This is a genomic window from Curtobacterium sp. HSID17257, assembly GCF_003989515.1.
GTDB lineage: Bacteria > Actinomycetota > Actinomycetes > Actinomycetales > Microbacteriaceae > Curtobacterium.
Map to the genome: position 1 here is coordinate 12,232 of NZ_RBLU01000014.1, position 25,962 is coordinate 38,193.

Annotated in this window: 20 protein-coding genes; 5 read left to right on the top strand and 15 right to left on the bottom strand. The window is 71.7% G+C overall.

The genetic code is table 11. The features are described from left to right. Nucleotide 1 precedes the first annotated feature (1 nt). The 3 genes from rsmH to D8M35_RS04195 all read right to left on the bottom strand — a co-directional run bounded on the left by rsmH (nt 2) and on the right by D8M35_RS04195 (nt 2,822). On the bottom strand, nt 2–958 hold the full coding sequence (gene rsmH / locus D8M35_RS04185; RefSeq protein WP_126890718.1) for a 16S rRNA (cytosine(1402)-N(4))-methyltransferase RsmH: 957 nt from the start codon (nt 956–958) through the stop codon (nt 2–4). Nucleotides 959–1,065: 107 nt separating this feature from the next. Next, nucleotides 1,066–1,497 (bottom strand): division/cell wall cluster transcriptional repressor MraZ, encoded by a 432-nt coding sequence (gene mraZ / locus D8M35_RS04190; RefSeq protein WP_126890719.1) that lies wholly within the window; start codon nt 1,495–1,497, stop codon nt 1,066–1,068. A 923-nt stretch (nt 1,498–2,420) separates the two neighbouring features. Continuing rightward, nucleotides 2,421–2,822: a DUF3040 domain-containing protein gene (locus tag D8M35_RS04195; RefSeq protein ID WP_126890720.1), complete on the bottom strand. Its 402-nt coding sequence runs from the start codon at nt 2,820–2,822 to the stop codon at nt 2,421–2,423. 126 nt (nt 2,823–2,948) lie between these two features. Between D8M35_RS04195 and D8M35_RS04200 the strand changes: the two genes are divergently transcribed. Continuing rightward, entirely contained in the window at nt 2,949–4,067 is a 1,119-nt protein-coding gene (locus D8M35_RS04200) for a polyprenyl synthetase family protein (RefSeq protein WP_126890721.1), read from the top strand. 117 nt (nt 4,068–4,184) lie between these two features. Here D8M35_RS04200 and D8M35_RS04205 read toward each other — a convergent pair whose 3' ends face one another. Next, complete coding sequence (locus tag D8M35_RS04205; RefSeq protein WP_238638087.1) at nt 4,185–4,541, bottom strand: Rv2175c family DNA-binding protein; 357 nt, start codon at nt 4,539–4,541, stop codon at nt 4,185–4,187. 172 nt (nt 4,542–4,713) lie between these two features. Here D8M35_RS04205 and D8M35_RS04210 point away from each other — a divergent pair, with 172 nt between their 5' ends. Then, nucleotides 4,714–6,009 (top strand): LysM peptidoglycan-binding domain-containing protein, encoded by a 1,296-nt coding sequence (locus D8M35_RS04210; protein WP_238638088.1) that lies wholly within the window; start codon nt 4,714–4,716, stop codon nt 6,007–6,009. A gap of 109 nt (nt 6,010–6,118) precedes the next feature. Next, nucleotides 6,119–8,158, top strand: coding sequence for a Stk1 family PASTA domain-containing Ser/Thr kinase (gene pknB, locus D8M35_RS04215; RefSeq protein WP_161972597.1), 2,040 nt, complete (start codon nt 6,119–6,121; stop codon nt 8,156–8,158). Nucleotides 8,159–8,361: 203 nt separating this feature from the next. On the opposite strand, the gene D8M35_RS04220 is transcribed toward pknB, so the two are convergent. From D8M35_RS04220 to D8M35_RS04230, 3 genes are all read right to left on the bottom strand, one after another. Continuing rightward, nucleotides 8,362–9,705, bottom strand: coding sequence for a class II 3-deoxy-7-phosphoheptulonate synthase (locus D8M35_RS04220; protein ID WP_126890741.1), 1,344 nt, complete (start codon nt 9,703–9,705; stop codon nt 8,362–8,364). A 186-nt stretch (nt 9,706–9,891) separates the two neighbouring features. Continuing rightward, nucleotides 9,892–10,614 carry a 1-acyl-sn-glycerol-3-phosphate acyltransferase gene (locus tag D8M35_RS04225; RefSeq protein ID WP_126890724.1) on the bottom strand — a complete coding sequence of 241 codons (723 nt, stop codon included), beginning with the start codon at nt 10,612–10,614 and terminating at the stop codon, nt 9,892–9,894. A 41-nt stretch (nt 10,615–10,655) separates the two neighbouring features. Further along, nucleotides 10,656–11,609 (bottom strand): ROK family glucokinase, encoded by a 954-nt coding sequence (locus tag D8M35_RS04230; protein WP_058729214.1) that lies wholly within the window; start codon nt 11,607–11,609, stop codon nt 10,656–10,658. A 211-nt stretch (nt 11,610–11,820) separates the two neighbouring features. Between D8M35_RS04230 and D8M35_RS04235 the strand changes: the two genes are divergently transcribed. Continuing rightward, nucleotides 11,821–13,668: a long-chain fatty acid--CoA ligase gene (locus D8M35_RS04235; protein WP_238638089.1), complete on the top strand. Its 1,848-nt coding sequence runs from the start codon at nt 11,821–11,823 to the stop codon at nt 13,666–13,668. 110 nt (nt 13,669–13,778) lie between these two features. Here the strand turns inward: D8M35_RS04235 and D8M35_RS17175 are convergent, their stop codons facing one another. The 3 genes from D8M35_RS17175 to D8M35_RS04245 all read right to left on the bottom strand — a co-directional run bounded on the left by D8M35_RS17175 (nt 13,779) and on the right by D8M35_RS04245 (nt 17,989). Then, on the bottom strand, nt 13,779–13,907 hold the full coding sequence (locus tag D8M35_RS17175; protein WP_274542763.1) for a hypothetical protein: 129 nt from the start codon (nt 13,905–13,907) through the stop codon (nt 13,779–13,781). A gap of 166 nt (nt 13,908–14,073) precedes the next feature. Continuing rightward, nucleotides 14,074–14,577, bottom strand: a complete 504-nt coding sequence (locus tag D8M35_RS04240; RefSeq protein ID WP_126890726.1) for a peptide deformylase — start codon at nt 14,575–14,577, stop codon at nt 14,074–14,076. A 1-nt stretch (nt 14,578) separates the two neighbouring features. Further along, nucleotides 14,579–17,989 (bottom strand): pyruvate carboxylase, encoded by a 3,411-nt coding sequence (locus D8M35_RS04245; RefSeq protein WP_126890727.1) that lies wholly within the window; start codon nt 17,987–17,989, stop codon nt 14,579–14,581. A 60-nt stretch (nt 17,990–18,049) separates the two neighbouring features. Between D8M35_RS04245 and D8M35_RS04250 the strand changes: the two genes are divergently transcribed. After that, nucleotides 18,050–18,862, top strand: coding sequence for a ParA family protein (locus D8M35_RS04250; protein WP_058729211.1), 813 nt, complete (start codon nt 18,050–18,052; stop codon nt 18,860–18,862). 697 nt (nt 18,863–19,559) lie between these two features. Here the strand turns inward: D8M35_RS04250 and D8M35_RS04255 are convergent. From D8M35_RS04255 to D8M35_RS04275, 5 genes are all read right to left on the bottom strand, one after another. Beyond that, nucleotides 19,560–20,084 (bottom strand): MerR family transcriptional regulator, encoded by a 525-nt coding sequence (locus tag D8M35_RS04255; protein WP_111225779.1) that lies wholly within the window; start codon nt 20,082–20,084, stop codon nt 19,560–19,562. 235 nt (nt 20,085–20,319) lie between these two features. Next, nucleotides 20,320–21,024: a MerR family transcriptional regulator gene (locus tag D8M35_RS04260; protein ID WP_126890728.1), complete on the bottom strand. Its 705-nt coding sequence runs from the start codon at nt 21,022–21,024 to the stop codon at nt 20,320–20,322. Then, the gene (locus tag D8M35_RS04265) at nt 21,024–21,503 is read right to left on the bottom strand and encodes an FHA domain-containing protein (protein WP_126890729.1); all 480 of its coding nucleotides are present in this window, start codon (nt 21,501–21,503) and stop codon (nt 21,024–21,026) included. Before D8M35_RS04265 ends, D8M35_RS04260 begins: the two co-directional genes overlap by 1 nt. A gap of 192 nt (nt 21,504–21,695) precedes the next feature. Then, nucleotides 21,696–23,294 (bottom strand): chitinase, encoded by a 1,599-nt coding sequence (locus D8M35_RS04270; RefSeq protein WP_126890730.1) that lies wholly within the window; start codon nt 23,292–23,294, stop codon nt 21,696–21,698. After that, nucleotides 23,294–25,720 (bottom strand): glycosyltransferase family 2 protein, encoded by a 2,427-nt coding sequence (locus D8M35_RS04275; protein ID WP_126890731.1) that lies wholly within the window; start codon nt 25,718–25,720, stop codon nt 23,294–23,296. Before D8M35_RS04275 ends, D8M35_RS04270 begins: the two co-directional genes overlap by 1 nt. Nucleotides 25,721–25,962 lie beyond the last annotated feature (242 nt).

Below are 25,962 nucleotides of genomic sequence, written 5' to 3' on the forward strand. Positions count from 1 at the left end.
GTCACTTCCGGATCCGCTCGGCCGCGCGCAGGCGCACGGGGATGGCTCGGGGGTTGGCGGCGCGTTCGGCCTCGTCGGCCAGTTCCGCGCCCTTGACGACGAGGGAGTAGGTGGGAGCGTGCTCCGGCAGCTCGACCGGCAGGCCGGCCGGAGCGCTCGAGGTGGTGCGCTCGACGAGTGCCCGCTTCACGAGGCGGTCCTCGAGCGACTGGTACGACTCGACGACGATGCGGCCACCGACCGCGATCACGTCGAGGGCGTCCGGAATCGCCCGTTCGAGCACGGCGAGCTCGGCGTTCACCTCGATGCGGAGCGCTTGGAAGACGCGCTTCGCCGGGTGTCCCTGCCGCTGCACGGCGACGGGGGTGGCGTCGTGCAGGACCTGCACCAGGTCGCCGGACATCTCGAACGGCCGCTCGGCGCGACGCTCCACGATGGCGCGGGCGTAGCGACCAGCGAGCTTCTCCTCGCCGTACCGCTGGAAGATCCTGCGGAGCTCGCCCTCGTCGTAGGTCGCGAGGACGTCGGCGGCGGTCTGCCCCTCGGTCCGGTCCATCCGCATGTCGAGCGGGGCGTCCTGGCTGTAGGCGAAGCCGCGCTCGGCACGGTCGAGCTGCAGGGAGCTGACCCCGAGGTCGAACAGCACGCCGTCGACCTGGTGGAACCCCTCGCCCTCCACCGCGTCGACGATGCCGTCGTACACGGTGTGCACGAGCCGCACGCGGTCACCGAAGCGCGCGAGTCGCTCCCCCGCGATGCCGAGGGCGTCGGTGTCGCGGTCGAGCCCGATGAGCGTGAGCTCCGGGAAGCGCTCGAGCAGCGCCTCGGAGTGCCCGCCCATCCCGAGGGTGGCGTCGACGACGACCTTGCCCGGCCCGTCGAGAGCGGGGACGAACAGGTCGACGATGCGCTGGAGCATCACCGGCGTGTGCGGGAACTTCGGCTGGTCTTCGGCCATGTGCAGCCCCTCGGACCCCTGGGCCACGCATCCGGATCCCCATCCATGCGACCTGACACCGGGGAAGGTGTGTCAGGGCACCACGGCTGGGAGTCCCGATCCGCGGATCAGAAGATCCCCGGGATCACCTCCTCGTCGTTGTCGGCGAAGCCCTCTTCGACCTCGGCGTAGTAGGCCTCCCACGCGGGGGTCGACCAGATCTCGGCACGGTCACCGCTGCCGATGACCGTGAGGTCCCGCTCGAGCCCCGCGTACTCACGGAGGTTCTGCGGGATCGTCACGCGGTTCTGCTTGTCGGGGTTCTCCGCGCTCGCTCCGGAGAGGAACAGGCGCATGTAGTCCCGGGTGCGCTTCGAGGTCATCGGAGCCGTCCGGATGCGTTCGTGCAGTTGCTCGAACGTGTCCGCACTGAAGACCACGACGCAGCGTTCCTGCCCACGGGTCATCACGAGTCCGCCGGACAGTTCGTCCCGGAACTTGGCGGGGAGGATCACGCGACCCTTCTCGTCGAGCTTCGGGGCATGGGTACCGAGCAGCACGTCGGGCCTCCCCTCCGCTCCACCGGACCGTTGTGTCCCCCACTTTACTCCACTTCGCTCCCCGCGGAACGGTAGGCGCTCCGGAAAGGGGTCGCCTCCCCCGGATTGGGGCGGTCGGCAGGCGCTCCCTCCGGTGCGGGAGCAGCGCGCATCCGCGGAACGACGGGCTCGTGGAGCGATGTGGAGGGGGTGGAGGGAAGTGGAGGACTTTCGCAGCAACGGGAGCGACCGAAGGCGCGCCGGACGGGAGGCGCGACGCACGCCCGCCCCGTGCCTCCCGTCCGATGCGTTCCCGCCTGGTCCCGCACCGCGCCCGTTCCTGCCCATCGCGCCCGCGATGAAAAGCGGAACCGGGCGTGCCAGGCGGTTCCGCGCTACCAGGTACGCCCGATGCGACCAGGTACACCCGCTTCGATCAGGTTCGCCCGCTTCGACCAGGGCCGATGCAACCCGGGTTCGCGCCGTGCGGCCCGCTCCGCCCGTTCCTTCCCATCACGCGCGCGATGGAAAGCGGAACCGGGCGTACCAGGTGGTTCCGCCCGACCAGGCACGCCCGAACTGACCCGGCACGCCCGCTTCGACCCGGTACGCCCGCGTCCACGAGCGCCGGACGGGAGGCGCGGCGCATACCCGCCCCGTGCCTCCTGTCCGATGCGTTCCCGGCAGGCCCCGCACCGCGCCCGTTCCTGCCCATCACGCCCGGCATGGAATGCCGATCCGCGCGAAGGACGAACGAAGGAACGCCCTCCCTCGCGCGGATCCGCCTCCTCCGCGCGGACCCGCGTTGTACGCGCGGATCCACCTCCTCCGCGCGGATCGCGCCCGCTGCGCGCGGAGACGGACGACCGCAGCCCCGGGAACGACGACGGGGCCGGTCCCGAAGAACCGGCCCCGTGGAGGCGTGTGGAGGGAGTGCCGAGCGGCTACTGCTGCCCGGGATCGTTGCGCTTGTCCCAGCGCTCGTTCATGCGGTCCATGAACGAGCCGCCCGAGGACGACGAGCGCGGGGCCCGGCCGGACGACGCCTTGCCGGCCCCGGGCGCCTTCGCCCCGGACTTCGGCATGCGCATGCCCGGACGCAGTGCGTAGAGGACACCGGCGAGCATCACGACGAAGCCCGGCAGGCCGAGCCACGGCTGCTTCACGACGAGGGCGACGATGACGATCGCGATGCCCACGAGGGCGCCCAGCACGCCGATCGTGATCGACGTGTAACTGGCGCGACCCTGGCGGCGCGTGACCCGCGCCACGAAGTCGGAGTCGTTCTGGTAGAGGCTCCGCTCCATCTCTTCGAGGAGTCGCTGCTCTTGCTCCGAGAGTGGCATCTCGTTTCCCTCTTGTTCCTGGGGATGCTGTCTGGGTGACCGCTGGTGTGCCGCGTTGCCGCCGGGTTGTGGCATCGCGGAAGTGGACCGATCCTACGTCTCGACCGCTCCACTAGGGTAGGAGTCGTGGCTGAGAGTACGCGATTAGTGGACCTCGTTTCGGCACGGGTCGGCCGGGCACTCGACGAGCAGCGTGACCGGCTCCTCGCGATCAGCCCCGACCTCGCGCCGTTCGACCAGTACGCCCGGGACCTGCTCTCCGGCGGCAAGCGCTTCCGCGCGCTGTTCTGCTACTGGGGGTGGCAGTCCGTCGCCGGCCGGTCCGGGTCGTTCGACCCCCTCGCCGAGGGGTCCCGTCAGACCACCGCAGAGGCGATCGTCACGGTGGCCGCCGCGCTCGAGATCTTCCACGCAGCAGCCCTGGTGCACGACGACATCATGGACCGCTCGGACACCCGTCGCGGACGTCCCGCCGCGCACCGACGCTTCGAGTCCCTGCACGACGAGTCCGGCTGGGTCGGCGACCGCGGGCTGTACGGCACGAACTCCGCACTGCTGCTCGGCGACGTGCTGCTCTCGCTGAGCGATGCGGTCTTCGACGAGGGACTCGCCCTCCTCGACCCGGCGCGTGCTCGGATCGTCCGCCAGGAGTTCCACACGATGCGGCTCGACGTGACCGCGGGTCAGTACCTCGACGTGCACGAGGAGACTGCCTGGCCGTCCATCGACGAGTCCGAGCACCTCGTCCGCGCTCAGCGCGTCATCGTCTTCAAGTCGGCGAAGTACTCGATCGAGGCCCCGCTCGTCATCGGTGCCCTGGTCGCCGGCGCGTCCGAGGCGCAGCTCGAGGGCCTGCGGTCCTTCGGCCTGCCCCTCGGCGTCGCCTATCAGCTGCGCGACGACGTGCTCGGCGTCTTCGGCGACCCGGAGGTCACCGGCAAGCCCGCCGGCGACGACCTCCGCGAGGGCAAGCGCACCGTCCTCATCGCCTCGGCGCGCAAGTCGCTGGCGCCGGGCCCGAGGCAGCTGCTCGACGAACTGCTCGGCGACCCGGACCTCGACGAGGAGCAGGTGCAGATGCTCCGTGCGACCCTCACCGAGTCCGGCGCGGTCGCCGCGGTGGAGCGTTCGATCGACCGCCACGTGCACCGCGCCAAGGCCGCGCTCGAGGCCACCCCGCTCAGCCCCTCGGCGCGCAACCAGCTGCTGTCGCTGGCCGACACGGTCAGCCGCCGCGTCGCCTAGACGCAGGTCGGAACGGACGGGAGGCACGCGGCGAGCCCGCCACGTGCCTCCCGTCCGTCGTCGTGGACGTCGATCCGGCGACCAGCGTCGCGCGGACCGCCCGACGGTCCGTCGCTGCTAGAGCAGGGACTGCGCGACGCGGCGCACCTCGGCCTTGCGGCCGGCGCGCAGCGCGGCGATCGGCGAGGTGCGGAGCGCCGGCTCCTCGGAGAGCATCCAGCGGACGGCCTCGTCGTCGGAGAACCCGTTGTCGCCGAGCACGATCAGCGTGCCGCGGAGCTCCGGCAGCGGCTCGGTGTCGTCGAGGAACTCGCTCGGCACCCGGAGCACGCCGTCGACCCGGGCGGGCAGCAGGGTCTTCTGCTCGAACAGGCGGTGGATACGCCCCGGGCTCACGCCGAGGAGGTCCACGAGGTCGGGCACCGTCAGCCAGCGCTCGGAGAGGGTCGTGTCGTCGGTGGATCCATCACTCACGAGCCCCATGTTGCCAGAGCGCGGGCCCGATCCACCGCCGTCCCGCTGATCACACGAGTCACACGCGCAACACGCGACTCTCTGGTTGACTTGGGAATCACGCCATGTCAGCGTGGAGCCACCTGTGAGTGCTCGCTGGCGCGCACGGCTCACCCAGGACAGGAGACAACCCGTGGACAACGCTGCAGACGACGCCGCCCGGCGTGCCCGATCCGCCCGGTTCGCCACCATGCCGATCGTCCTCGCCGGCACGATCGCCGTCACCGCCGGACTCACCGGCCCGGTGGCGCACGCCGAACCTCGGCACGACGACGACGCCACGAAGAAGCGGCACGTCGACGAGGACCGGAACGTGGGCCACCGCCCGGTCTTCGGCACCGCCGTCGCCCGCCCGTCGAGCACCACGGTCACCACGGTGGCCAGCGTGACGAAGGCCCCGACGACGTACACGGTGCGCCAGGGCGACACGGTCTCCGGGATCGCCGCACGCTTCGGGCTCTCCGCGCAGGAGGTCCTGGTCCGCAACGGCCTCGGCTGGAACACGATCATCCACCCCGGCCAGACGCTCCACCTGGCGTCGGCGCCCGCCGCCCCAGCTGCAGTTGCCGCTGCCGCCCCGGCTCCGTCCGGCACGAGCGGCAACTACCACGTGAAGTCCGGCGACACCGTGTCGGCCATCGCCGCCCGCAACGGCGTGTCGACCTCGGCGATCCTCGCGGCGAACAACCTGTCGCAGCGCTCGCTCATCTACCCCGGCCAGACGCTGACGATCCCGCGCGCCGGGACCACGCCGGCCGCACCCGCACCCGCTGCGAGCACCGCGCCGGCCACGGCTGCGCCGGCTCCCGCTCCCGCTGCTGCGACGAGCGTGAAGATCGCGGCCGGCGACACCATCGGCGCCATCGCCGCGAAGCACGGGGTGTCGGTGAAGGCCCTCCTCGCCGCGAACGGCCTCAGCTACACGAGCACGATCTACGCCGGGAAGGTCCTGGTGCTGCCCGCGGCGACCTCCAAGCCCACGACGACCGCGACCGGCGGCGCCGTGACGACCGCGGTCGGCAGCGTCAACGGCGTCGAGCTGACCGGTGAGCAGCGGCGCAACGCAGCAACCATCGTCAGCGTCGGCCGGACCCTCGGCGTCCCCGACCGCGGCATCGTCATCGCCCTCGCGGCGGCGCTCCAGGAGTCGAGCCTGCGCAACCTGTCGCACGGTGACCGCGACTCCGTCGGCCTGTTCCAGCAGCGCCCGAGCCAGGGTTGGGGCACGACGGCGGCGCTGCAGGACCCGGCCACCGCCGCGGAGCTGTTCTTCGTCGGCAACCCCGGCAAGACCCGGGGCCTGCTCGGCGTCCGAGGATGGTCGTCGATGGCCCTGACCGACGCCGCGCAGGCGGTCCAGGTCTCCGCGTACCCGAACGAGTACGCGAAGTGGGAGCAGACGGCGCGCGCGCTGCTGACCTCGCTCTGACGAGTCAGCCCCGTCGACCGGTGGGTCGACTCATCCTCGAGATCGAGATTGGGTCACGGTCGGTGCGTCAGGTCGGACCGCACCGGCAGCCCTTCGTAGAATGCCGCCGATGACCACGAACGCCGCCACGGACCCGATGATCGGTCGGATGATCGACCAGCGGTACCGCGTGCGCTCGCGCATCGCCCGCGGCGGCATGGCGACCGTGTACCTCGCCACCGACGTCCGGCTCGAGCGCCGCGTCGCGATCAAGATCATGCACGGGCACCTGGCCGACGACCAGGCCTTCCGGGAGCGCTTCATCCAGGAAGCACGCTCGGCGGCACGGCTCTCCCACCCGAACCTCGTCGGGGTGTACGACCAGGGCGCCGAGGACGACACGGCGTACATCGTGATGGAGTACATCCCGGGCATCACCCTGCGCGACCTGCTGCAGGAGCACCGGGCACTCACGCCGGAGCAGGCGACCGACATCCTGCGCGCCGTGCTCGCCGGCCTGGCGTCGGCGCACAAGGCCGGCATCGTGCACCGTGACCTCAAGCCCGAGAACGTGCTGCTCGCCGACGACGGTCGCATCAAGCTCGGCGACTTCGGCCTGGCACGCGCGACGACGGCGAACACCGCGACCGGCGCGGCCCTGCTCGGGACGATCGCCTACCTGTCCCCCGAGCTCGTCACGCGCGGCGCCGCCGACTCGCGCAGCGACATCTACGCGCTCGGCATCATGCTGTACGAGATGCTCACCGGCGAGCAGCCCTACAAGGGCGACCAGCCGATGCAGATCGCCTACCAGCACGCCAACGACACGGTCCCGGTGCCGAGTGCCGCGGAACCGGGCGTCCCGCCGGAGCTCGACGACCTGGTCGCCTGGGCCACCGCCCGCGATCCCGAGGACCGTCCCCGCGACGCCCGCGAGATGCTCGACCACATCTCGGGCAACCAGCAGCGCGCCACCGGCCAGTACCGCACGGCCGTCCTCCGTCCGGAGAACGCCACCGCGATCCTGCCCGCCGGCAGCGCCGTACCGTCCTCGGCCGACGCCGTGCGGGGCGACAGCGGCGCGCAGGACGACGCCACGCGGGTCATCGCCAGCTCGACCGGCGGCGCCCCCGCGGCACCGGGTCGTCGCGGCGCACCCGGCCCCCGCCGCACCGGGTCCCAGCCCGGTGCGCTCTCCCCCGCGGGACAACGTCTGGCCGACAAGTCCGCCAAGCGCCGGAAGCGCGGGTGGGTCCTGCTCGCGGTCGTCGTGGTGCTCGCGATCATCGCCGGGGTGGTCGGGTGGGCGCTCGGTCCGGGTCCCTGGGGCAACGTGCGCATCCCCGAGGTCACCGGCAAGTCGGTGGCACAGGCCCGGCAGCTCCTCCAGGCGCAGGGCCTCGAGCCCGCTGCCGGCACCGACAGCCGCTACGACGCGGTGGTGGCCAAGGGCCAGGTCTCGACGACGAAGCCCGCGGCCGAGCGCGAGGTCCGCAAGGGCACGCCGGTGCAGATCGTCGTGTCGAACGGCCCGCGGATGATCGCCCTGCCCGCGATCGTCGGGCAGCCCCTGTCGACCGTGACGGCCGCGCTCGACGACGACTTCCAGCTGCAGGACGACCAGTACGAGTTCTCCGCCGACGCACCGAAGGACACCGTGATCGCGGCGAAGGGCCTCGGCACCGACGGGCAGACCGTCGACCTGGCGTCCGGCGGCGAGTACGCCGAGCGCGGCCCGGTCACCCTGACGGTCTCGCTCGGAGCCGTCCCCGACGTCACGGGGAAGACCCTCGACGCGGCCACCGCCGCGCTCGACGACGTCGGTCTGGTCGTCGGCGCCCAGCAGGAGCGCTACAGCGACGACGTCCCGAAGGGCCAGGTCATCTCGTCCAGCGTCGAGGACTCCCCCGCTGTCCGTGGCTCCGCCGTGGACCTCGTGCTCTCGAAGGGGCCGACGCCGATCACGCTGCCCGACGTCGCGGGCAAGACCATCGACGAGGCGACCTCGACGCTCGAGAACCTCGGCCTCGACGTGAAGGTGCCCGACTGCACGAACGTGCTCTGCCGCTTCTACGACTGGAAGTCGGCGCTCCCGGTCACCGCGACCGACCCGGTCCAGGGCTCCACCGTGTACCGCGGCGACACGATCACGCTCTCCTACGAGCAGTAGGCACCCGGCACGAGACCCGTCGGGGCTCGCTCCGGTCGCGCGGCGCACCGTCGGCGATCGTCACGGTCGTACGACCTGCCGTCGCGACGGAACCTGAGCGGCAGGTCGTGCGACCGCAGCCGAGCAGGACGGACGCCGGTACGGACGGACGGGAGGCGCGGTGCCAGCCGGCACCGCGCCTCCCGTCCGTCGTGTGGTCGCGCCTACGGCCGCTGGTACGGGTGCGCGCTGAGCTCCTCGGACACCAGGAAGGCGAGCTCGAGCGACTGCATGTGGTTGAGCCGCGGGTCGCACAGCGACTCGTACCGCGTCGCGAGGGTCGCCTCGTCGATCTGCTCGGAGCCGCCCAGGCACTCGGTGACGTCGTCGCCGGTGAGCTCGACGTGCATTCCGCCCGGGTAGGTCCCGACCTGACGGTGGGCCTCGAAGAAGCCGAGGACCTCGTCCACGACGTCGTCGAAGCGGCGCGTCTTGTACCCGGTCGGCGTGGTGAGCCCGTTGCCGTGCATCGGGTCGGTCACCCACAGCGGGTTCGCGTCCATGCCCTTGATCGCCTCGAGCAGCTTCGGGAGCTCGTCACGGATCTTGCCGGCACCCATGCGCGTGATGAAGGTCAGGCGCCCGGGCTCGCGCTCGGGGTCGAGCGTGTCGACCAGGGCCTTCATGTCGTCGACGCTCGTCGTCGGGCCGAGCTTCACGCCGATCGGGTTCCGCACGCGGGACAGGAAGTCCACGTGCGCGCCGTCGATGTCGCGGGTCCGCTCGCCGATCCAGATGAAGTGGCCGGAGGTGTCGTAGGCCTGGCCGGAGCGTGAGTCGATGCGGGTCATCGGGCGCTCGTAGTCCATGAGCAGCCCCTCGTGCGAGGCGTAGAACTCGGTGTGCTTCAGGGCCTCGAAGTCGGCACCGCAGGCGTCCATGAAGCGGATCGCGCGGTCGATCTCCTTCGCGAGGTGCTCGTAGCGGGCGTTCGCCGGGTTCGAGGCGAAGCCCTTGTTCCACGAGTGCACCTGCCGCAGGTCGGCGAACCCGCCCTGGGTGAAGGCGCGCACGAGGTTCAGCGTCGACGCGGCCGTGTGGTACCCCTGCACCAGGCGACGGGGGTCGGCCTCGCGGCTCTCCGGCGTGAAGTCGTAGCCGTTCACGATGTCACCGCGGTACGCCGGCAGCGTCACGTCGCCGCGCGTCTCGAAGTCGCTCGACCGCGGCTTGGCGAACTGCCCCGCCATCCGGCCCATCTTGATGACCGGCATCGATGCGCCGTAGGTCAGCACGACGGCCATCTGCAGGATCGTCTTCACGCGGTCGCGGATCGAGTCCGCGGTGGCGCCCGCGAAGGTCTCGGCGCAGTCGCCGCCCTGCAGCAGGAACGCCCTGCCCTGGGCCGCCGCGGCGAGCCGTTCACGGAGCTTGTCGACCTCGCCCGCGAAGACGAGCGGCGGCAGCGTCGCGATCTCGGCGGAGGCGGCCTCGGCCGCAGCACGGTCGGGCCACGTCGGCTGCTGCTTGATCGGCAGGGTCCGCCAGTGGTCGAGGCCCTCGATCACGTCCGGATCCTGCAGGGCGACGACGTCGGTCGACTCGATCAAGGCGGTACCTCGGTGTTCTGGGTCGGGCGGGAGCGGACGGCCTGCGCGCAGGCCGGGCCGGCCGGGGCCGGAGTCCTCAGATCCTACCGTCCGCGCCGGACCGGTCGCTCCCGCGTGACGCGGGGTCAGCGGCGACGGGGTCCGTCAGGCCGTGGGCGTCCGGCGGTCCCTCATGACCTGCTCGCGCGCACTGCTGGCGCGCTCCTTCACGCTCGTCGCGTACACGTCGACGTACTCCTGACGGCTCAGCCCGGCGAGCTCGTGCATGACCTCGTCGGTGACGCTGCGCAGGATGAAGCGGTCGGTCTCGAAGCCCTCGAACCGTGAGAAGTCGAGCGGCTTGCCGAAGACGACGCCGACCCGCTTGAACTTCGGGAACTTCTGGCCGATCTGCTGCACCTCGCGCGTGCCGACCATCGCGACCGGCACGACGGTCACCCGACCCTCGAGGATCATGCGGGCGATGCCTGTACGGCCGCGGTAGAGCTTGCCGTCCGGGCTGCGCGTGCCCTCGGGGTAGATGCCGAGCTGCTCGCCGCGCGCCAGGACCTGGAGCCCGGTGTGGAGCGAGGCCTCGGACGCCTTGCCGCCGGAGCGGTCGATCGGCAGCTGCCCGATGGCGTTGAAGAACGTCTTCGTCGCCCAGCCCTTCAGCCCGCGACCGGTGAAGTAGTCGCTCTTCGCCAGGAACGAGAGACGGCGGTCGAGCACCGCCGGCAGGATCACCGAGTCGATGAACGAGATGTGGTTCGACGCGAAGATCACCGGCCCCTTCGCGGGGACGTGCTCACGGCCGATGACCCACGGCCGGAAGAGGGTGAGGATGAGCGGGCCGAGCAGGAAGTTCTTGAGCAGCCAGTAGGTCATCGTCGACTCCAGTTCGGGACGCGCGTTCCGTCGGGGTGACCCTACGCCGTGCGGGCGTGGATGCGGGCGAGGTCGGCGGCGCCGACGACACCGGCGTCGTTCACGAGCTCGGCGATCACGAAGTCGGGCTCCGGGTGGTAACCGCGCGCCGGCAGGTTGTTCAGGTAGGCCTGCTTGATCGGCTCGAGCAGTCGATCGCCGGCGCTCGCGACGCCGCCGCCGAAGACGAAGAGCTGCGGGTCGAGCACGGCGGACAGCGATGCGCAGGCCTCACCGAGGTGGCGACCGAGGCGACGGAGGGCCGCGAGCGCGCCCGGGTCGTCGGCCAGGATCAGGTCGCCGACGATCTTCCCGTCGAGCTGACCGCCGTTCTGCTCACGGGCGTCCGCGAGCGCCGAACCGATGCCACCGGCGTCGGCGACGTCGTTCGCCATTCGTTGCAGGGCACGGCCGGAGCCGTACTGCTCGATGCAGCCGCGGGCGCCGCAGCCGCAGGGCAGACCGTTCGGGACGATCCGCAGGTGCCCGATCTCGCCGCCCGTGCCGAAACCGCCGCGGAACAGCCGGTCCTCGGTCACGATCGCGCCGCCGACACCGGTGCCGATCGTGAGCATGGTCATGTCGGACACGAGCCGTCCGGCACCGAAGCGGAACTCCGCCCACCCGGCCGCGTTGGCGTCGTTGTCGACGGTGATGTGCAGGTCGCCGAGGCGCTCCTGGAGCTTCTGCCGCAGGGGCTCGTTCCGCCACCGGATGTTCGGCGTGTAGTAGACGATCGACTGCGAGGCATCGATGAAGCCCGGTGCCGCGACACCCACCGCTCCCACGTCGTGGGCTGCTCGCAGGCGCGTGACCATCGTCACGACGTCGTCGAGCATGGCGTCCGGGTCCGCCGCGTTGGTGGCGACGCGGTCCTCGGCGAGGATCTCGCCGAGCTCCGAGACGACCGCTCCCGCGATCTTGGTGCCCCCGATGTCGATTCCGATGGCATGCACGAGCGACGAGCCTACCGTCTCCCCGTGGCGACGCCGAACCCGTGACGGGGCGGAGCCACCGGTCGAGCAGCCGCACCGCCCGCGCGGGTGCGCGGGTGGCTGACGAGGTGCTGCGAACCGGACGGGAGCCCGGCGCACCGCCCGTATGCTGGCGGTGACGTCTCATCGTCGAGGCGTCCTCGTATCGAACCGGCCGACAAGGGAGTCAACCGTGAACGATCAGCGGCAGCCCGCACCCACCTCCGCACCCGACCACGGCTCCGCCGCCCGACTGCTGTCCGACCGGGCACGTCGGACGCCCGACCGGGCGATCCTCGCCCAGCGGCACGGCGACACCTGGACGACCGTCAGCGCCGCCGACACCCTCGCGCGCGTGCGCGGGATCGCGAAGGGCTTCGTCGCAGCCGGCCTCGAACCGGGTGCGCACGTCGCGATCCTGTCCCGCACCCGGATGGAGTGGACGCTCGTCGACTTCGCCGTGTGGACCGCCGGGCTCGTCTCCGTGCCGGTGTACGAGACGAGCTCCCCCGACCAGGTCCGCTGGATCCTGTCGGACTCCGAGACCGTGGCGATCGTGGTCGAGCAGGAGGAGCACGCCCGCCGGGTGGCCTCGATCGCCCCGGACCTGCCGCACCTCGGCCAGCACTGGACCATCGACGGCGGCGGGCTCGACGACCTGGTCCGGCTCGGGGAGACCGTCACCGACGCCGAGCTCGACGCCCGCACCGCGGACGTGCACGGCCACGACGACGCGACCATCATCTACACGTCGGGCACGACCGGGCGTCCGAAGGGCTGTGTCCTCCGCCACGACAACTTCACCGGGACGGTCGAGGGCGCCACCGAGGCCATGCCCGAGGTCGTCGCCGACGGGTCCTCCACGCTGCTCTTCATCCCGATGGCCCACGTGTTCGCCCGGTTCATCGCGGTGATGTCGATCTCGACCGGCGTGCTCGTCGGCCACGAGCCGGACACGCGCGACCTCATGCGGGCGGTGTCGACCTTCCGGCCGACCTTCCTGCTCGCCGTCCCGCGGGTGTTCGAGAAGATCTACAACTCCGCCGAGCAGAAGGCCGACCTCGGCGGGAAGGGCCGGATCTTCCGCGCCGCGGCCGACGTCGCGGTCGCGCACTCCGAGGCGGTCGCCGCCGGTCGGGTGCCGCTCGGGCTGAGGCTCCGGTTCGCCCTGTTCGACCGGCTGGTCTACGCCAAGCTCCGCGACGCGATCGGCGGCCGGGTGCAGTACGCGATCAGCGGGTCAGCACCGCTCTCGCCACGCCTCTCGCACTTCTTCCGCTCGATCGGTGTCCACATCCTCGAGGGCTACGGCCTGACCGAGACGACCGCGCCCGCGACCGTGAACCGGGCGCACGAGCTGCGGATCGGCACGGTCGGCCGGGCACTCCCCGGTGTCGAGGTGCGCATCGCCGACGACGGCGAGATCCTGATCCGCGGCGTCGACGTGTTCGACCGCTACTGGCACAACGACGAGGCGACGGCGAAGGCCTTCGCCGACGGGTGGTTCCGCACCGGTGACCTCGGCCGGCTCGACGCCGACGGGGTGCTCACCGTCACCGGCCGGGCGAAGGAGCTCATCGTCACGGCCAGCGGCAAGAACGTCGCCCCGGCGCCGCTCGAGGACGGCATCCGCGAGCACCCGCTGGTCGGACAGGTGGTGGTCGTCGGCGAGGGCAAGCCGTTCGTCGCGGCGCTCGTCACGCTCGACCGCGAGATGCTCCCCGGCTGGTGCGAGGCCCGCGGCATCTCCCCCGCCCTCACGCCCCGCGAGGCCGCCTACGACGAGCGCGTGCACGTCGCCGTGCAGGAGGCCGTGGACACCGCGAACCAGCGCGTCTCCCGCGCCGAGTCGGTGCGGTCCTTCACCATCGTCGACACCGAGCTGACGGAGGCATCGGGCCACCTCACCCCGAAGCTGACGATCAAGCGCGCGGTCGTGCTGCGCGACTTCGCCGCGGACGTCGAGCACATCTACTCCGGGTCGAAGGTCCAGACCACGGCCACCCCGGTGGTCGCGTCCCGACGACGGGGCCGCGCGTAGGGACGACCGACGGGAGGCCCGGTGCCGGTCCGACGGACCGACACCGGGCCTCCCGTGTGTCGTCTGCGCGCGGTTCGCGACCCGACGAGGGGACGCGGCCGCGCGCCGGGTCAGGCCTCCGGGGCCTGCTGTGCCTCCGGTGCGTCGAGGACGGCGACCGACGACGTCGTCGGTGCGGGGTCCGGGCGGCGGTTGGTGCGGGTGCGGTGCGAGCTGAGCTCGTCGTTCTGAACGGTCATGCGGGGTGTCCTGAGGGTGTGGGAGCCGTGTCGGTGGGAAGCCGACGCGGACACGGTACCTCGCGACGGGGACGTCCGGACAATCCCGCGAAGGGGTGTCACGCCCTGTTCGCCGAGAGCGGCCGGTCGCGTTGCGTTCCGGCCGCCCGTGGACGCCGGTGGACGCTCAGTGGAACCAGGTCTGCGCGCGGATGTCCCGCAGCGCGCCGCGGCGGACCTCGGGGTCGAGGGTCATCACGTAGACGGTGCCGTCGAGGTGGTCGACCTCGTGCTGCAGCGCCTCGGCCATCAGCCCGGTGCCCTCGAGCACGACCTCGGCACCGTCGACGTCGACGCCGCGGACCTTCGCGTACGGGGAGCGCGGGGTCGGGTAGGACAGACCGGGCACCGACAGGCAGCCCTCGTCCATCAGCTCGACCTCGCCCCGGACCTCGACGACCTCGGGGTTGAGCACGTACCCGACCTCGCCGTCGACGTTGTACGAGAACGCGCGCAGGCCGACACCGATCTGCGGGGCGGCCACGCCGGCGCGGCCGGGCTCCCGGACGGTGTCGAGGAGGTCCTGCACGAGGTCGCGGACGCCCTGGGAACCGAGCGCGTCGGGCGCGATCGGGTCCGAAGGGGAACGGAGGACGGGGTCGCCGAACAGGCGGATGGGACGGACGGTCACGTTACTGCAGCACCACCAGGAGGTCGCCGGCGTCCACCTGCTGGGTCGCCGGGATCGCGAGACGGCCGACGGTGCCCGACACGGGCGCCGTGATGGCCGCTTCCATCTTCATCGCCTCGATGCTCGCCACGGGCTGACCGGCCCGGACGACGTCACCGACGGCGACCTTGAGCGTCACCACACCGGAGAACGGTGCGGCGACGTGCTTCGGGTCGGACGGGTCCGCCTGCTCGGCGGCCTTCGTCTCGACCTCGACCGAGCGGTCACGGACGGCGACCGGGCGGAGCTGCCCGTTCAGCGTCGTCATGACCGTGCGCATGCCCCGCTCGTCGACCTCGCCGATCGCCTCGAGCCCGACGAGCAGCTCCACGCCGCGCCCGAGCGGCACGACGTGCTCCTGCCCGGGGCGCAGGCCGTGGAGGTAGTCGAGGGTCGGCAGGACGGACAGGTCGCCGTACTGCTCGCGGACCTGCTCGAACTGCCGGGTCGGCTGCGGGAAGAGCAGTCGGTTCAGGGCCTGCTGCCGCTCCGGGCCGGGGGTGGTGAGGGCGGCGCGCTCGGACTCCGGCACGGGGGTCGTCCCGAGGTGCACCTCGCGCCCCTCGAGCACCTTGGAGCGGAACGGCTCCGGCCAGCCGCCCGGCAGGTCGCCGAGCTCGCCGGCCATGAAGCCGATGACCGAGTCCGGGATGTCGTACTGCTGCGGGTTCTGCTCGAAGTCGTCCGGGTCGGCCCCCACCGCTGCGAGCTGGAGGGCGAGGTCACCGACGACCTTCGAGGACGGCGTGACCTTGGTCGGACGACCGAGGATGCGGTTCGCTGCCGCGTACCAGTCCTCGACCTGCTCGAACCGGTCGCCGAGGCCCAGCGCGATCGCCTGCTGCCGGAGGTTCGACAGCTGCCCGCCGGGGATCTCGTGCTGGTAGACGCGGCCGGTCGGGCCGGGCAGACCGGACTCGAACGGTGCGTAGGCGCGACGGACCGCCTCCCAGTACGGCTCGAGTGCGCCGACCGCGGCCAGGTCGAGCCCGGTGTCGCGCTCGGTGTGCGCCAGCGCCGCCACGAGTGCGGACATGCTCGGCTGGCTCGTCGTGCCGGCCATCGGCGCCGCCGCGACGTCCACCGCGTCGGCACCCGCCCGGCTCGCTGCCAGGAGCGTGGCGAGCTGGCCGCCCGCGGTGTCGTGGGTGTGCACGTGCACGGGTTGGTCGAACCGCTCGCGCAGCGCGGCGACGAGCCGCTCGGCGGCGCCGGCGCGGAGCAGCCCGGCCATGTCCTTGATGCCGATGACGTGCGCGCCGGCCTCGACCATCTGCTCGGCGAGGCGCAGGTAGTAGTCGAGCGTGTAGAGGTCCTCGGCCGGGTCGAGGAGGTCGCCGGAGTAGCAGAGCGCCGCCTCGGCGACGGCCGTGTCGGTCGCGAGCACGGCCTCCAGGGCGGGTCGCAGCTGACTGACGTCGTTGAGTGCGTCGAACACGCGGAAGACGTCGACGCCGCTCGCGGCGGCCTCGGCGACGAAGGCGTCGGTGACCTCGGTCGGGTACGGGGTGTAGCCGACCGTGTTCCGCCCGCGGAGCAGCATCTGCACGGGGATGTTGGGGATCGCCGCACGGAGCGCCGCCAGGCGTTCCCACGGGTCCTCGCCGAGGAAGCGGAGGGCGACGTCGTAGGTCGCCCCGCCCCACGCCTCGACGCTCAGCAGCTGCGGGGTGAGCCGGGCGACGTGCGGCGCGACGGCGACCAGGTCCTTCGTCCGGACGCGCGTGGCGAGCAGGGACTGGTGGGCGTCGCGCATCGTCGTCTCGGTGACGGCGAGGGCGGTCTGGGCGCGCAGGGCTCGTGCCCACTCGGCGGGGCCGACGCGCTGCAGCAGGTCGCGCTGGCCGGACGGCGGCGCGACGGACAGGTCGACCGCCGGCAGCTTCTCGCTCGGCTCGACGGTCTGCGGGCGACGCTCGCCGTTCGGCTTGTTGACCGTGACGTCGGCGAGCCACCCGAGCACCTTCGTGCCGCGGTCCTTCGACACGTGGCCGCCGAACAGCTGCGGACGCTCCTCGATGAACTGCGTCGAGACGTCGCCGCGCGCGAAGTCCGGGTCGTCGAGCACGGCCTGCAGGAACGGGATGTTCGTGCTCACCCCGCGGATGCGGAACTCGGCGAGGGCGCGCTTCGCCCGGGCCACGGCCGCCGGGAAGTCCCGCCCGCGGCAGGTCATCTTCGCGAGCATCGAGTCGAAGTGCGGGCTGATCTGCGCGCCCGTCGCGACGGTGCCGCCGTCGAGGCGGACGCCGGCGCCGCCCGGGCTCCGGTAGGTCGTGATCCGCCCGGTGTCCGGCCGGAAGCCCTGCGTGGGGTCCTCGGTGGTGATGCGCGTCTGCAGCGCCGCACCGTGCACGGACACGGTGTCCTGCGACAGCCCGAGGTCGGCGAGGGTCTCCCCCGCGGCGATGCGCATCTGCGACTGCACGAGGTCGACGTCCGTGACCTCTTCGGTGACGGTGTGCTCGACCTGGATGCGCGGGTTCATCTCGATGAAGACGTGCTGACCCGCCCGCTCGCCCTCGGTGTCGAGGAGGAACTCGACGGTGCCGGCGTTCACGTAGCCGATCGACCGGGCGAAGGCGACGGCGTCACGGTGGAGCGCGGCAGCGACGGCCGGGTCGAGGTCCGGCGCCGGAGCGATCTCGACGACCTTCTGGTGGCGGCGCTGCACGGAGCAGTCGCGCTCGAAGAGGTGGATGGTGCCGGCGTCCGTGCCGGTGGCGTCCGCGAGGATCTGCACCTCGATGTGCCGCGGACGCAGGACGGCCTGCTCCAGGAACATCGTCGGGTCGCCGAACGCGCTGTCGGCCTCGCGCATCGCCGCTTCGAGCGCCCCGCGCAGTTCGGCCTTCGTCTCCACCCGGCGCATCCCGCGACCGCCACCGCCGGCGACCGCCTTCGCGAAGACCGGGAACCCGATCGTGTCGGCGCCGGCGAGCAGCTCGTCGACGTCACGGCTCGGCGGGGTACTCGCGAGGACCGGGACGCCCGCGGCGATCGCGTGCTCCTTGGCGGTGACCTTGTTGCCCGCCATCTCGAGGACGTGCTCGCCGGGTCCGATGAACGTGATGCCCGCTGCGGCCGCCGCGGCGGCGAGGTCCGGGTTCTCGGACAGGAAGCCGTACCCCGGGTAGATCGCGTCGGCGCCCGACTCGCGGGCGACGCGGATGATCTCGGACACGTCCAGGTAGGCGCGCACCGGGTGCCCCGGCTCGCCGATGACGTACGCTTCGTCGGCCTTCAGCCGGTGCAGCGACCCGCGGTCCTCGTGCGGGTAGACGGCGACCGTACGGGCACCCAGCTCGTACGCGGCACGGAACGCGCGGATGGCGATCTCGCCACGGTTCGCCACGAGGATCTTGCTGAACACGACGTCCCTTTCAGCCCGGGTTGAGGTGTCACAACCCTACTGGCGGTAACGTGGCTCACCGTGCATGTACTCAGCGTGAGCTCCCTCAAGGGTGGTGTCGGAAAGACGACGGTGACGCTCGGCCTGACTTCGGCCGCGTTCGCCAAGGGACTGCGCACGCTGGTGGTGGACCTCGACCCGCAGTCCGACGTCTCCACGGGCCTCGACATCGACATCTCCGGCCACCTCAACGTCGCCGACGTCCTCGAGAACCCGAAGGAGAAGATCGTCCGCCAGGCGATCGCCCCGTCCGGGTGGACGAAGGGCTCGCAGGGCAAGGTCGACGTGCTCGTCGGATCACCGTCCGCCATCAACTTCGACGGCCCCCACCCCTCCATCCGGGACATCTGGAAGCTCGAGGAGGCGCTGGCCAACGTCGAGCAGGACTACGAACTCGTCCTCATCGACTGCGCCCCGTCGCTGAACGCCCTCACCCGGACCGCATGGGCAGCTTCGGACCGTGTGACCGTCGTCACCGAGCCGGGCCTGTTCTCCGTCGCCGCTGCCGACCGCGCCCTCCGCGCGATCGAGGAGATCCGCCGCGGACTCTCCCCCCGCCTGCAACCGCTCGGCATCATCGTGAACCGGGCCCGCGTGCAGTCCCTGGAGCACCAGTTCCGCATCAAGGAGCTCCGGGACATGTTCGGGCCGCTCGTCCTCTCGCCGCAGCTGCCCGAGCGGACGTCGCTGCAGCAGGCCCAGGGTGCGGCGAAGCCCCTGCACGTGTGGCCCGGCGAGTCCGCGCAGGAGATGGCGAAGAACTTCGATCAGCTGCTCGAGCGGATCATGCGCACGGGCAAGATCGGCCCGTACGCCGAGGGCGGCGCCGCCTAGGCCCTGTCGAGCTGCGTCGGCTGTCGAGCGGGCGACGTCCGTCGCGGTCGGCGGTACCGCGCCTGTCGAGCGGGCCACATCCGTCACGCTCGGCGGCCGTGAGCGACGATCCCTGCCCGCGCGACGACGACCCCGCGGCGTGTCCTGCCCACTCGGGTCGGGGCCTGCTCGACCCGTCGCACGTCCGAGCCGTCGCACGTCTGGCCTTTCGTACGTCTGAGCCGTCGCTGACCGAGATCGGCCGGGGCTCCGTCCGTCGTGGTCGCACGACATGCCGTCGGCACAGGAGCTGAGCGGCAGGTCGTGCGACCACGACCGACAGGTGCGGCAAGTCGTGCGCCCGGAACGACAGGCCGTGCTGACTCGGAGGTCGATCGCCGCACCTCGGCTGGCGGCTCCCGGCTCCGAACGCCGGACGCCAGACGCGCCGGAAGCCAGACGCCGGACGTGCCGTCGATCATGCCGCACCGAGCGGGCAGAACACGCCGTGCGTCGGACACCGAGCGGGTTCGAAACGTCGTCGGGGCGGCGTGAGCGTGACAGATCGTGCACGCTCAGAAGAGAGCCCTGCGACAGGGACGCCGGGGCGTCGCGAGCGTGACAGATCTTGCACGCTCGCGGGAGCGCTCGACACCGACGGGCAGCCGGAAGACGGGCCCCGTGACGACCAGGGGCCAGTGCCGGCGGGGCCGAGCGGCTAGGACGCGCGGGTGGCCCGGCGGGCGGCGAGCTCGTCGGCGGGATCGGCAGCCGGGGTCGCGTCGAGCTCGACCAGGGAACTCTCGACCTCGCGCAGGACCTTGCCGACGGCGATGCCGAACACGCCCTGGCCGCGGGACACCAGGTCGATGACCTCGTCGTCCGAGGTGCACAGGTAGACCGACGCACCATCGGACATCAGCGTCGTCTGGGCCAGGTCGGACACGCCGGACTCGCGGAGCTGGTTCACCGCGGTGCGGATCTGCTGCAGCGAGATCCCGGTGTCGAGGAGTCGCTTGACGAGCTTGAGCACGAGGATGTCGCGGAAGCCGTAGAGCCGCTGCGATCCGGAACCGGCGGCGCCGCGGATGGTCGGCTGCACGAGCTCGGTGCGGGCCCAGTAGTCGAGCTGGCGGTACGAGATGCCGGCTGCTCGGGCGGCGACGGTGCCGCGGTAGCCGTTCTGCTCGTCGTGCTCGGGGAGACCGTCGGTGAAGAGCAGGCCGAGGTCGTACCGAGTCATCTCGGACTCGGTACCGGGGGTGTCAGTCCCACTCATGTGCATGCCTTCCACGACGTTCGAGCTCTCACCAGAAGGTTCAACGACGGGTTGAGAGTTGTTCCGAGGTCCACGGTAGCGACTCGGGCAGCGTCTGCCCGGCACATCCGCACCGGCGCGTCCGGCGTGTCGAGGATACGCCCCGACCACCGACGGTCGACAGGGGTCACCCGCGCGCTCGGAGTCGCCCGGCGGACGCTCATGCGTCGAGTCGGCCGATCGCCGCGCGGACCAGGTTGGACCGGACGACCTCGAGCTGTCCGGCGATCTCCCGCGCGAGCTCCGTCGCCTTCGCCCGCGAGGTGGCATCGCCCCGGCGGGAGACCGGCATGAGCGCGGACTCGATCAGCCCGACCTCGCGCTCGACGACCCCGCGCATCGTGCGCAGGTGTCGCGGCTCGATCCCGGTGCGCTGCAGCTCGACGAGGGCCTTCAGCACGGCCACGGCATCGTCGCCGTAGGTGTCCGCAGCGGGAAGCAACGACGCGGAGACCGCGTCGTTCAGGAGCATCGGTGAGGCGCCCGCGGCACGGACGGTCTCGTCGCGGGTGTACCGGCGCTCACGACCCAGGATGGACGGCTTCGGGGCGTCGCCACCACCGGGCAGGACGGGTTCGCGACCGGCATCGAGGTCGGCGAGGTAGTCCTTGATGACCTTGAGCGGCAGGTAGTGGTCGCGCTGCAACCCGAGCACGATGCGGAGCCGGTCCACGTCGGCCGCCGAGAACTTCCGGTAGCCGCTCGCGGTGCGGATCGGCGTGACGAGCTCCCGTTCCTCGAGGAAGCGGAGCTTCGAGCTCGACAGGTCGGGGAACTCGGGCTTCAACCGGGCGATGACCTGCCCGATGGTGAGCAGGTCCGGTACCGCAGCACTGGCCCGGGCTGCGGCGGACCGCGCAGCCACTACGCGGTCGCCAGGCGCGCCAGGTCGACCCGGGATGCGTAGAACGTCAGGCGGAACTTGCCGACCTGCACCTCGGCACCGTCGGTGAGCAGCGCCTCGTCGATGCGCACACCGTCGAAGTAGGTGCCGTTCAGCGACCCGTTGTCCTTGACGCTGAAGGCCGTGCCGTGGCGCAGGAACTGCGCGTGCTTGCGGGACACGGTGACGTCGTCGAGGAAGATGCTGGCGTCGGGGTGTCGACCGGCCGTCGTGACGTCCGAGTCGAGGAGGAACCGCGCGCCGACGTTCGGGCCACGCCGGACCACCAGCAGCGCCGAACCCGAGGGCAGGGCGTTGATCGCCTCGCGCTCCTCGGTCGAGACACCGGACTCGGCCGTCAGGGCCGTCCCCATGTCCATGCTGAAGGTCAGGGTGGTGTCGACCAGCCGCTGTTCCGGAGTCTTCTGACCGCCCGGCTGCGGTACCACTGGCTCTGGCATCGTGGACCTCCTCCTCTTGGCGCACCAGCGTATCGGAAACGGGTGACCTCGCGGGAGCCCCGAACGGGGCTGGGGACAACTCGGGAGCACGCGCACAGCGAACACACCGACGCGACCCAGCTCACGGACGGGAGGCACGGGGCGGGCCTGCACCGTGCCTCCAGTCCGGAACGTGGTCGCGGGAGTGCGCGATCAGGGCGCGGGCGTCGCCGTCGCGGTGGCTGACGGAGCCGGCTCCCCGGAGGCGAGCCCGTCCAGGATCCGGCGCACCTCGGCGTCCTTCAGCCGCACCCAGGGCGACCCGTCCGGGTCGCTCGTCGACGCCTCGGGGCTGTCGCCCGTGTTCCACCACTTCGACTGGTAGGGGATCCCCTGGAACAGGACGCGCGCTCCCGTGTCGTACTGCGTGGTCCCCGACCACGCGGCGTAGGCCCCTGCGGGCAGGGTGAGCGGTTCCACGGGCTTCTCCCCCGGCAGGACCGGTCCGATGATCTGCCACGGCGTCTCGTACGCGCTGAGCACCGGGTCGTCGGGCAGGTCGCCCGACGTCCACCACTTCGCCTCGTAGACGTTGTGGTGCCACACCACCTTCGTGCCCTCGAGGTACGAGGCGTCCTGGTCCCAGACCGGGTAGGGACTGGTCTTCGGGTCGTCGGTGGGCTGCTCGGTCGCGGACGGCTCGGCCTCGGTCACGTCGGAAGCCGCCGCGACGATCCCGCCGCCGAAGCCCTTGCCGAGCACGTCGGCGAAGAGCACCCCGTGCTGGTCGACCCCGGAACACGAGTTCGACACGGTCGACAGGTTGACGTAGTTCGAGCCGCACGTGGTGTCGCGGTTGAGCGACCACATCGACATCCGGCCCAACCCGCGGTCACGCGCCCAGGCGTTGAGCTTCCGGGCGTCCGTGAGCGAGAACACCTCGTCACGGACGTCGTTCTGCCCGATCATCGGGGTCGCACCGACCTTGTGCCAGAGCGTGCTGTCGCCGAGGGGCGTGCCCGCGCGCTGGTACAGGACACCGAGCTGCCGCTGGACCTCCTGCAGCGCCTGCACCGACGCCGAGTACATGCTCTGGCTCGACCCCTTCGCCTCGCCGTAGTCCATCGTCATGGCGTTGACACCGGCGAGGTCCACACCGGCGGCGAGGAACTGCGCCACGGCGGTCGTGCCGTCGGACGTCAGGCCCGAGGGCGCTGCCGGCAGGGTGAGCCAGACCGCGAGCGGGTGGCCGGCTGCCCGGCGCTCGTCCTGCAGCGCCGCGACCGCCTTCGCGCGACGCTCCCCCGCGGCGCGGTTCGTGAGGTCGTCGCCCTCGACGTCGTAGTCGACGGTCGACAGGTCGTAGCGGTCCACGACCTTCCGGTAGGCACCGAGGAGGTCGGACGCCTTCGTGCAGGTGGTGGCGAGCTCGTCGTTGGCCAGGCCGCCGAACGACACGCCGACCTCGCCGTGCTGCTGCTGCAGGCGGGCGACGCGGCGGTCGAGGTCGAGCTGGTCCGCCGCACCCTGCAGTGAGTAGTAGGACCCCCACGTCGGCGAGCAGGCGTCGTCGTGGTCGGCGACGACGAAGGACAGCATGACGTTGCGTCCCTTCGCCGACTTGACGTCCTCGAACGCGAAGGCCGGCGTCGCGGTGACGTCCGTGTAGGCCGCGAACCACGCCGGCTCCCGCTCGGTCGCCTGGGCCGCGTGCCAGCGGTCGAAGCCGGCGTACCCGGCGACCGAGACGGCGGCGGCGACCACGACCGCGATGGTGACCCGGACCGGGGAGAGTCGTCTCGTCGTCGGCATCAGGCTGCGCTCCGTTCCTGGCGGGGGCCGGCCGAGCCGGTCTGGGTGGTGGACGAGATCGGGCGGACGTCGGCCGCACCGACGACGTCGGCGTCGTGGCGGACGGGCAGGTTGCCGCCGCCGTGGCCGAAGTACAGGACCGCGTGCCAGTCCTCGGTGACCGGCTCCGGGACGGGACGGACACCGCCGCGACGACGTCCGTGCCGACGGTCGGCACGAGCAGCACGGCGGACGGCACGACGGGCCGCGCGCGCCGACGGGTCGTAGTACATCCAGCGGGTGGCCCACAGCCAGAGGTCGACCACGGAGTTCCACACGCCGATGTAGGCGACGATCGCGTAGGTGGCGAGGAGGGCGTTGAAGGCGGCGAAGACCGCGTTTCCCCAGTTCTGCGCGCCGTAGTCGCGGACGAAGGTGAAGACCGAGAACGCGACGATCGCGTAGGGCGCGAGGACGTAGAGCGCCGGCGAGGCGGTGCGGTCCCGCACCTTCGGCGTCCGGGCGAACGGGATCTTCTTCGCCGTCAGGGCCTGCTGGATGCTCTTGAGCACGCCCGCGACGTTCACCGGCGTGAGGATGAGGTTGAAGCCGTAGATGCGGAAGACGTCCGTGCGCTTGTACCCGCAGTACTTCAGGTCGCTCGACAGCAGCCAGAAGTAGGGCAGCGCGGCGAGGAGCACCATCGGGCTGAGCAGGCGCGAGTCGTACGGGTACGCGAGCAGGAAGACGAGGCCGAACGACGCCCAGGTGATCGACGCCATGTAGTTGACGCGGAGCGCCATCTCGACGAGACCGACCCGTTCGCCACGGGCCCGGCGCTCGCGGACCTGCCGGACGTACTTCGGCAGGATGAGGAGCCCCCCGTTCGCCCAGCGGCGGCGCTGGACGACGAGCGACCCGAAGTCCGGGGGCGTCGCGCTGTACGAGAGCCGCTCCGGGTAGTTCACGAGCGTCCAGCCGTGCATGCCCAGGTCGACGCTCGACTCGGTGTCCTCGATCACGGTGCGGTCCTGCACGTAGCGCTTCACCTCGAAGCCGCCGACGGTCTCGACCTCCTCGATGTCGCGGAGCGCCTGGGTGCGGATGACGGCGTTCGCCCCGACCCAGAAGGTGGCGTCGTAGCGGGACATCCCCTGGTGGAGGATGTGCTGGATGTCGGTGGTGGCCCCCGCGAGCCGTTCGATGCGCGTGGCGGCACCGCGGAAGGACGAGTACGGGGTCTGCGTCACCGCGACCCGGGCGTTCTCCGGCTGCTCGAGGAAGTAGACCAGGCGCAGGCAGTAGTCGCGGAGCAGGACGGAGTCGGCGTCGAGCGTCAGGAGGTAGTCCGAGGCCGGCACCACGAGGTCGGCCGCTGCCGGGTCGGCGACGGTGCGCAGGACGGTGCCGGACGCGGTCTCGTCGAACGCGTACGCCCCGCCCATCAGGCCGATGTAGGCATTGAGGTTCATCGCCTTGTTGGCCTCGTCGGACAGGTTCACGTACCGCTTGCGCTCGAAGGCCGTGAGCTCCGCCGTGAAGGTCCACGCGAGGCGGCGCTGCAGCTCGAGCGCCCGGGCGGAGGTCACCTCGCTGAAGTCCTGCCCGAGTGCGACGGCATCGGCGATCGCGGCCTCCAGCGCCTCGGCGGTGAGGCGGAACTCGTCGGCGAGCCCGACGAGCACCTGGTCGTGGAAGAAGCGGTCGACGTGGTCGGCGACCTCGTGCTCGCGGGCGTTCCGACGGAGCCACGCGTCGGCCCAGCGGTGGTGCTCGACGAGGGTCCGGAGGGCGTGCGTGCTGGCGAACGGTGCCGCGTCCGCCTCGACCTCGGCGGAGAACAGCGCCTCCTGGAACCGACGCGAGGGGGCATCGAGCTGCGCCTGGATGCGGCCCGCGACCGCTCGGGTGCGCTCGAGCTTGTCGAGCGTCGCCGGGTCGGACGGGAAGGGGGCGTCGTCGACCAGCAGGACGATCCGCAGGGACGGGTACTCCTGCAGCGCCGCCGACCAGAGGGTGGTCGCGACGACGTCGGGCTCCTCGGCGTAGCTCGGCACGAGGACGGTCATGGGGGCGTCGTGGCCGGTCGCGAAGTGCCGGTCGAGCTCGGCGCGCGGGACGCGGACGTGGGTCGCGAAGCGCTCCATCGCGCCCTGGCGGGCCACCAGGTGCATGAGCGCGGAGAACGTCAGGAAGGTGACGACCACGAGGTACGAGACGGCCTCGGTGGTGAAGCGGAAGCTCTCGGTGCCGTAGTCGAGGAACTGGCGGATCACGGTGTAGACGACGTACGCCAGCCAGAAGGCGATGGTCAGGATGATCGCCACGCGTCCGGACACGAGCTTGCGGTCGGAGGGGCGTGCGTGCAGGGTGTCGAGCGGACGGGTCCGGCGCTCGGCCCCCCACTGACGACGGCGCATCGGTGCGCCGGCAGACGGTTCGGGCATGGCAGTCCTTCGTTCCTTCCGGACCAGCGCTCCGTCGGGTCGGGCGCTGTCGGGGGTCCGGTCGGTCGGGACGACGGTACGAGGGATCGCGCAGGACGCCGACACCCGTACGGGGGGTCCGGGCGGTTGTGTGCGGGATCACGCAGCCGCGTGCGGCATCGCGTGGCCGCGGCGCGGATCCCCGCACGGGCCGTCGGGTCGAGTCGGTCGGCGCCGCCGCCTGCTGCCGTCGGCCGACGGAC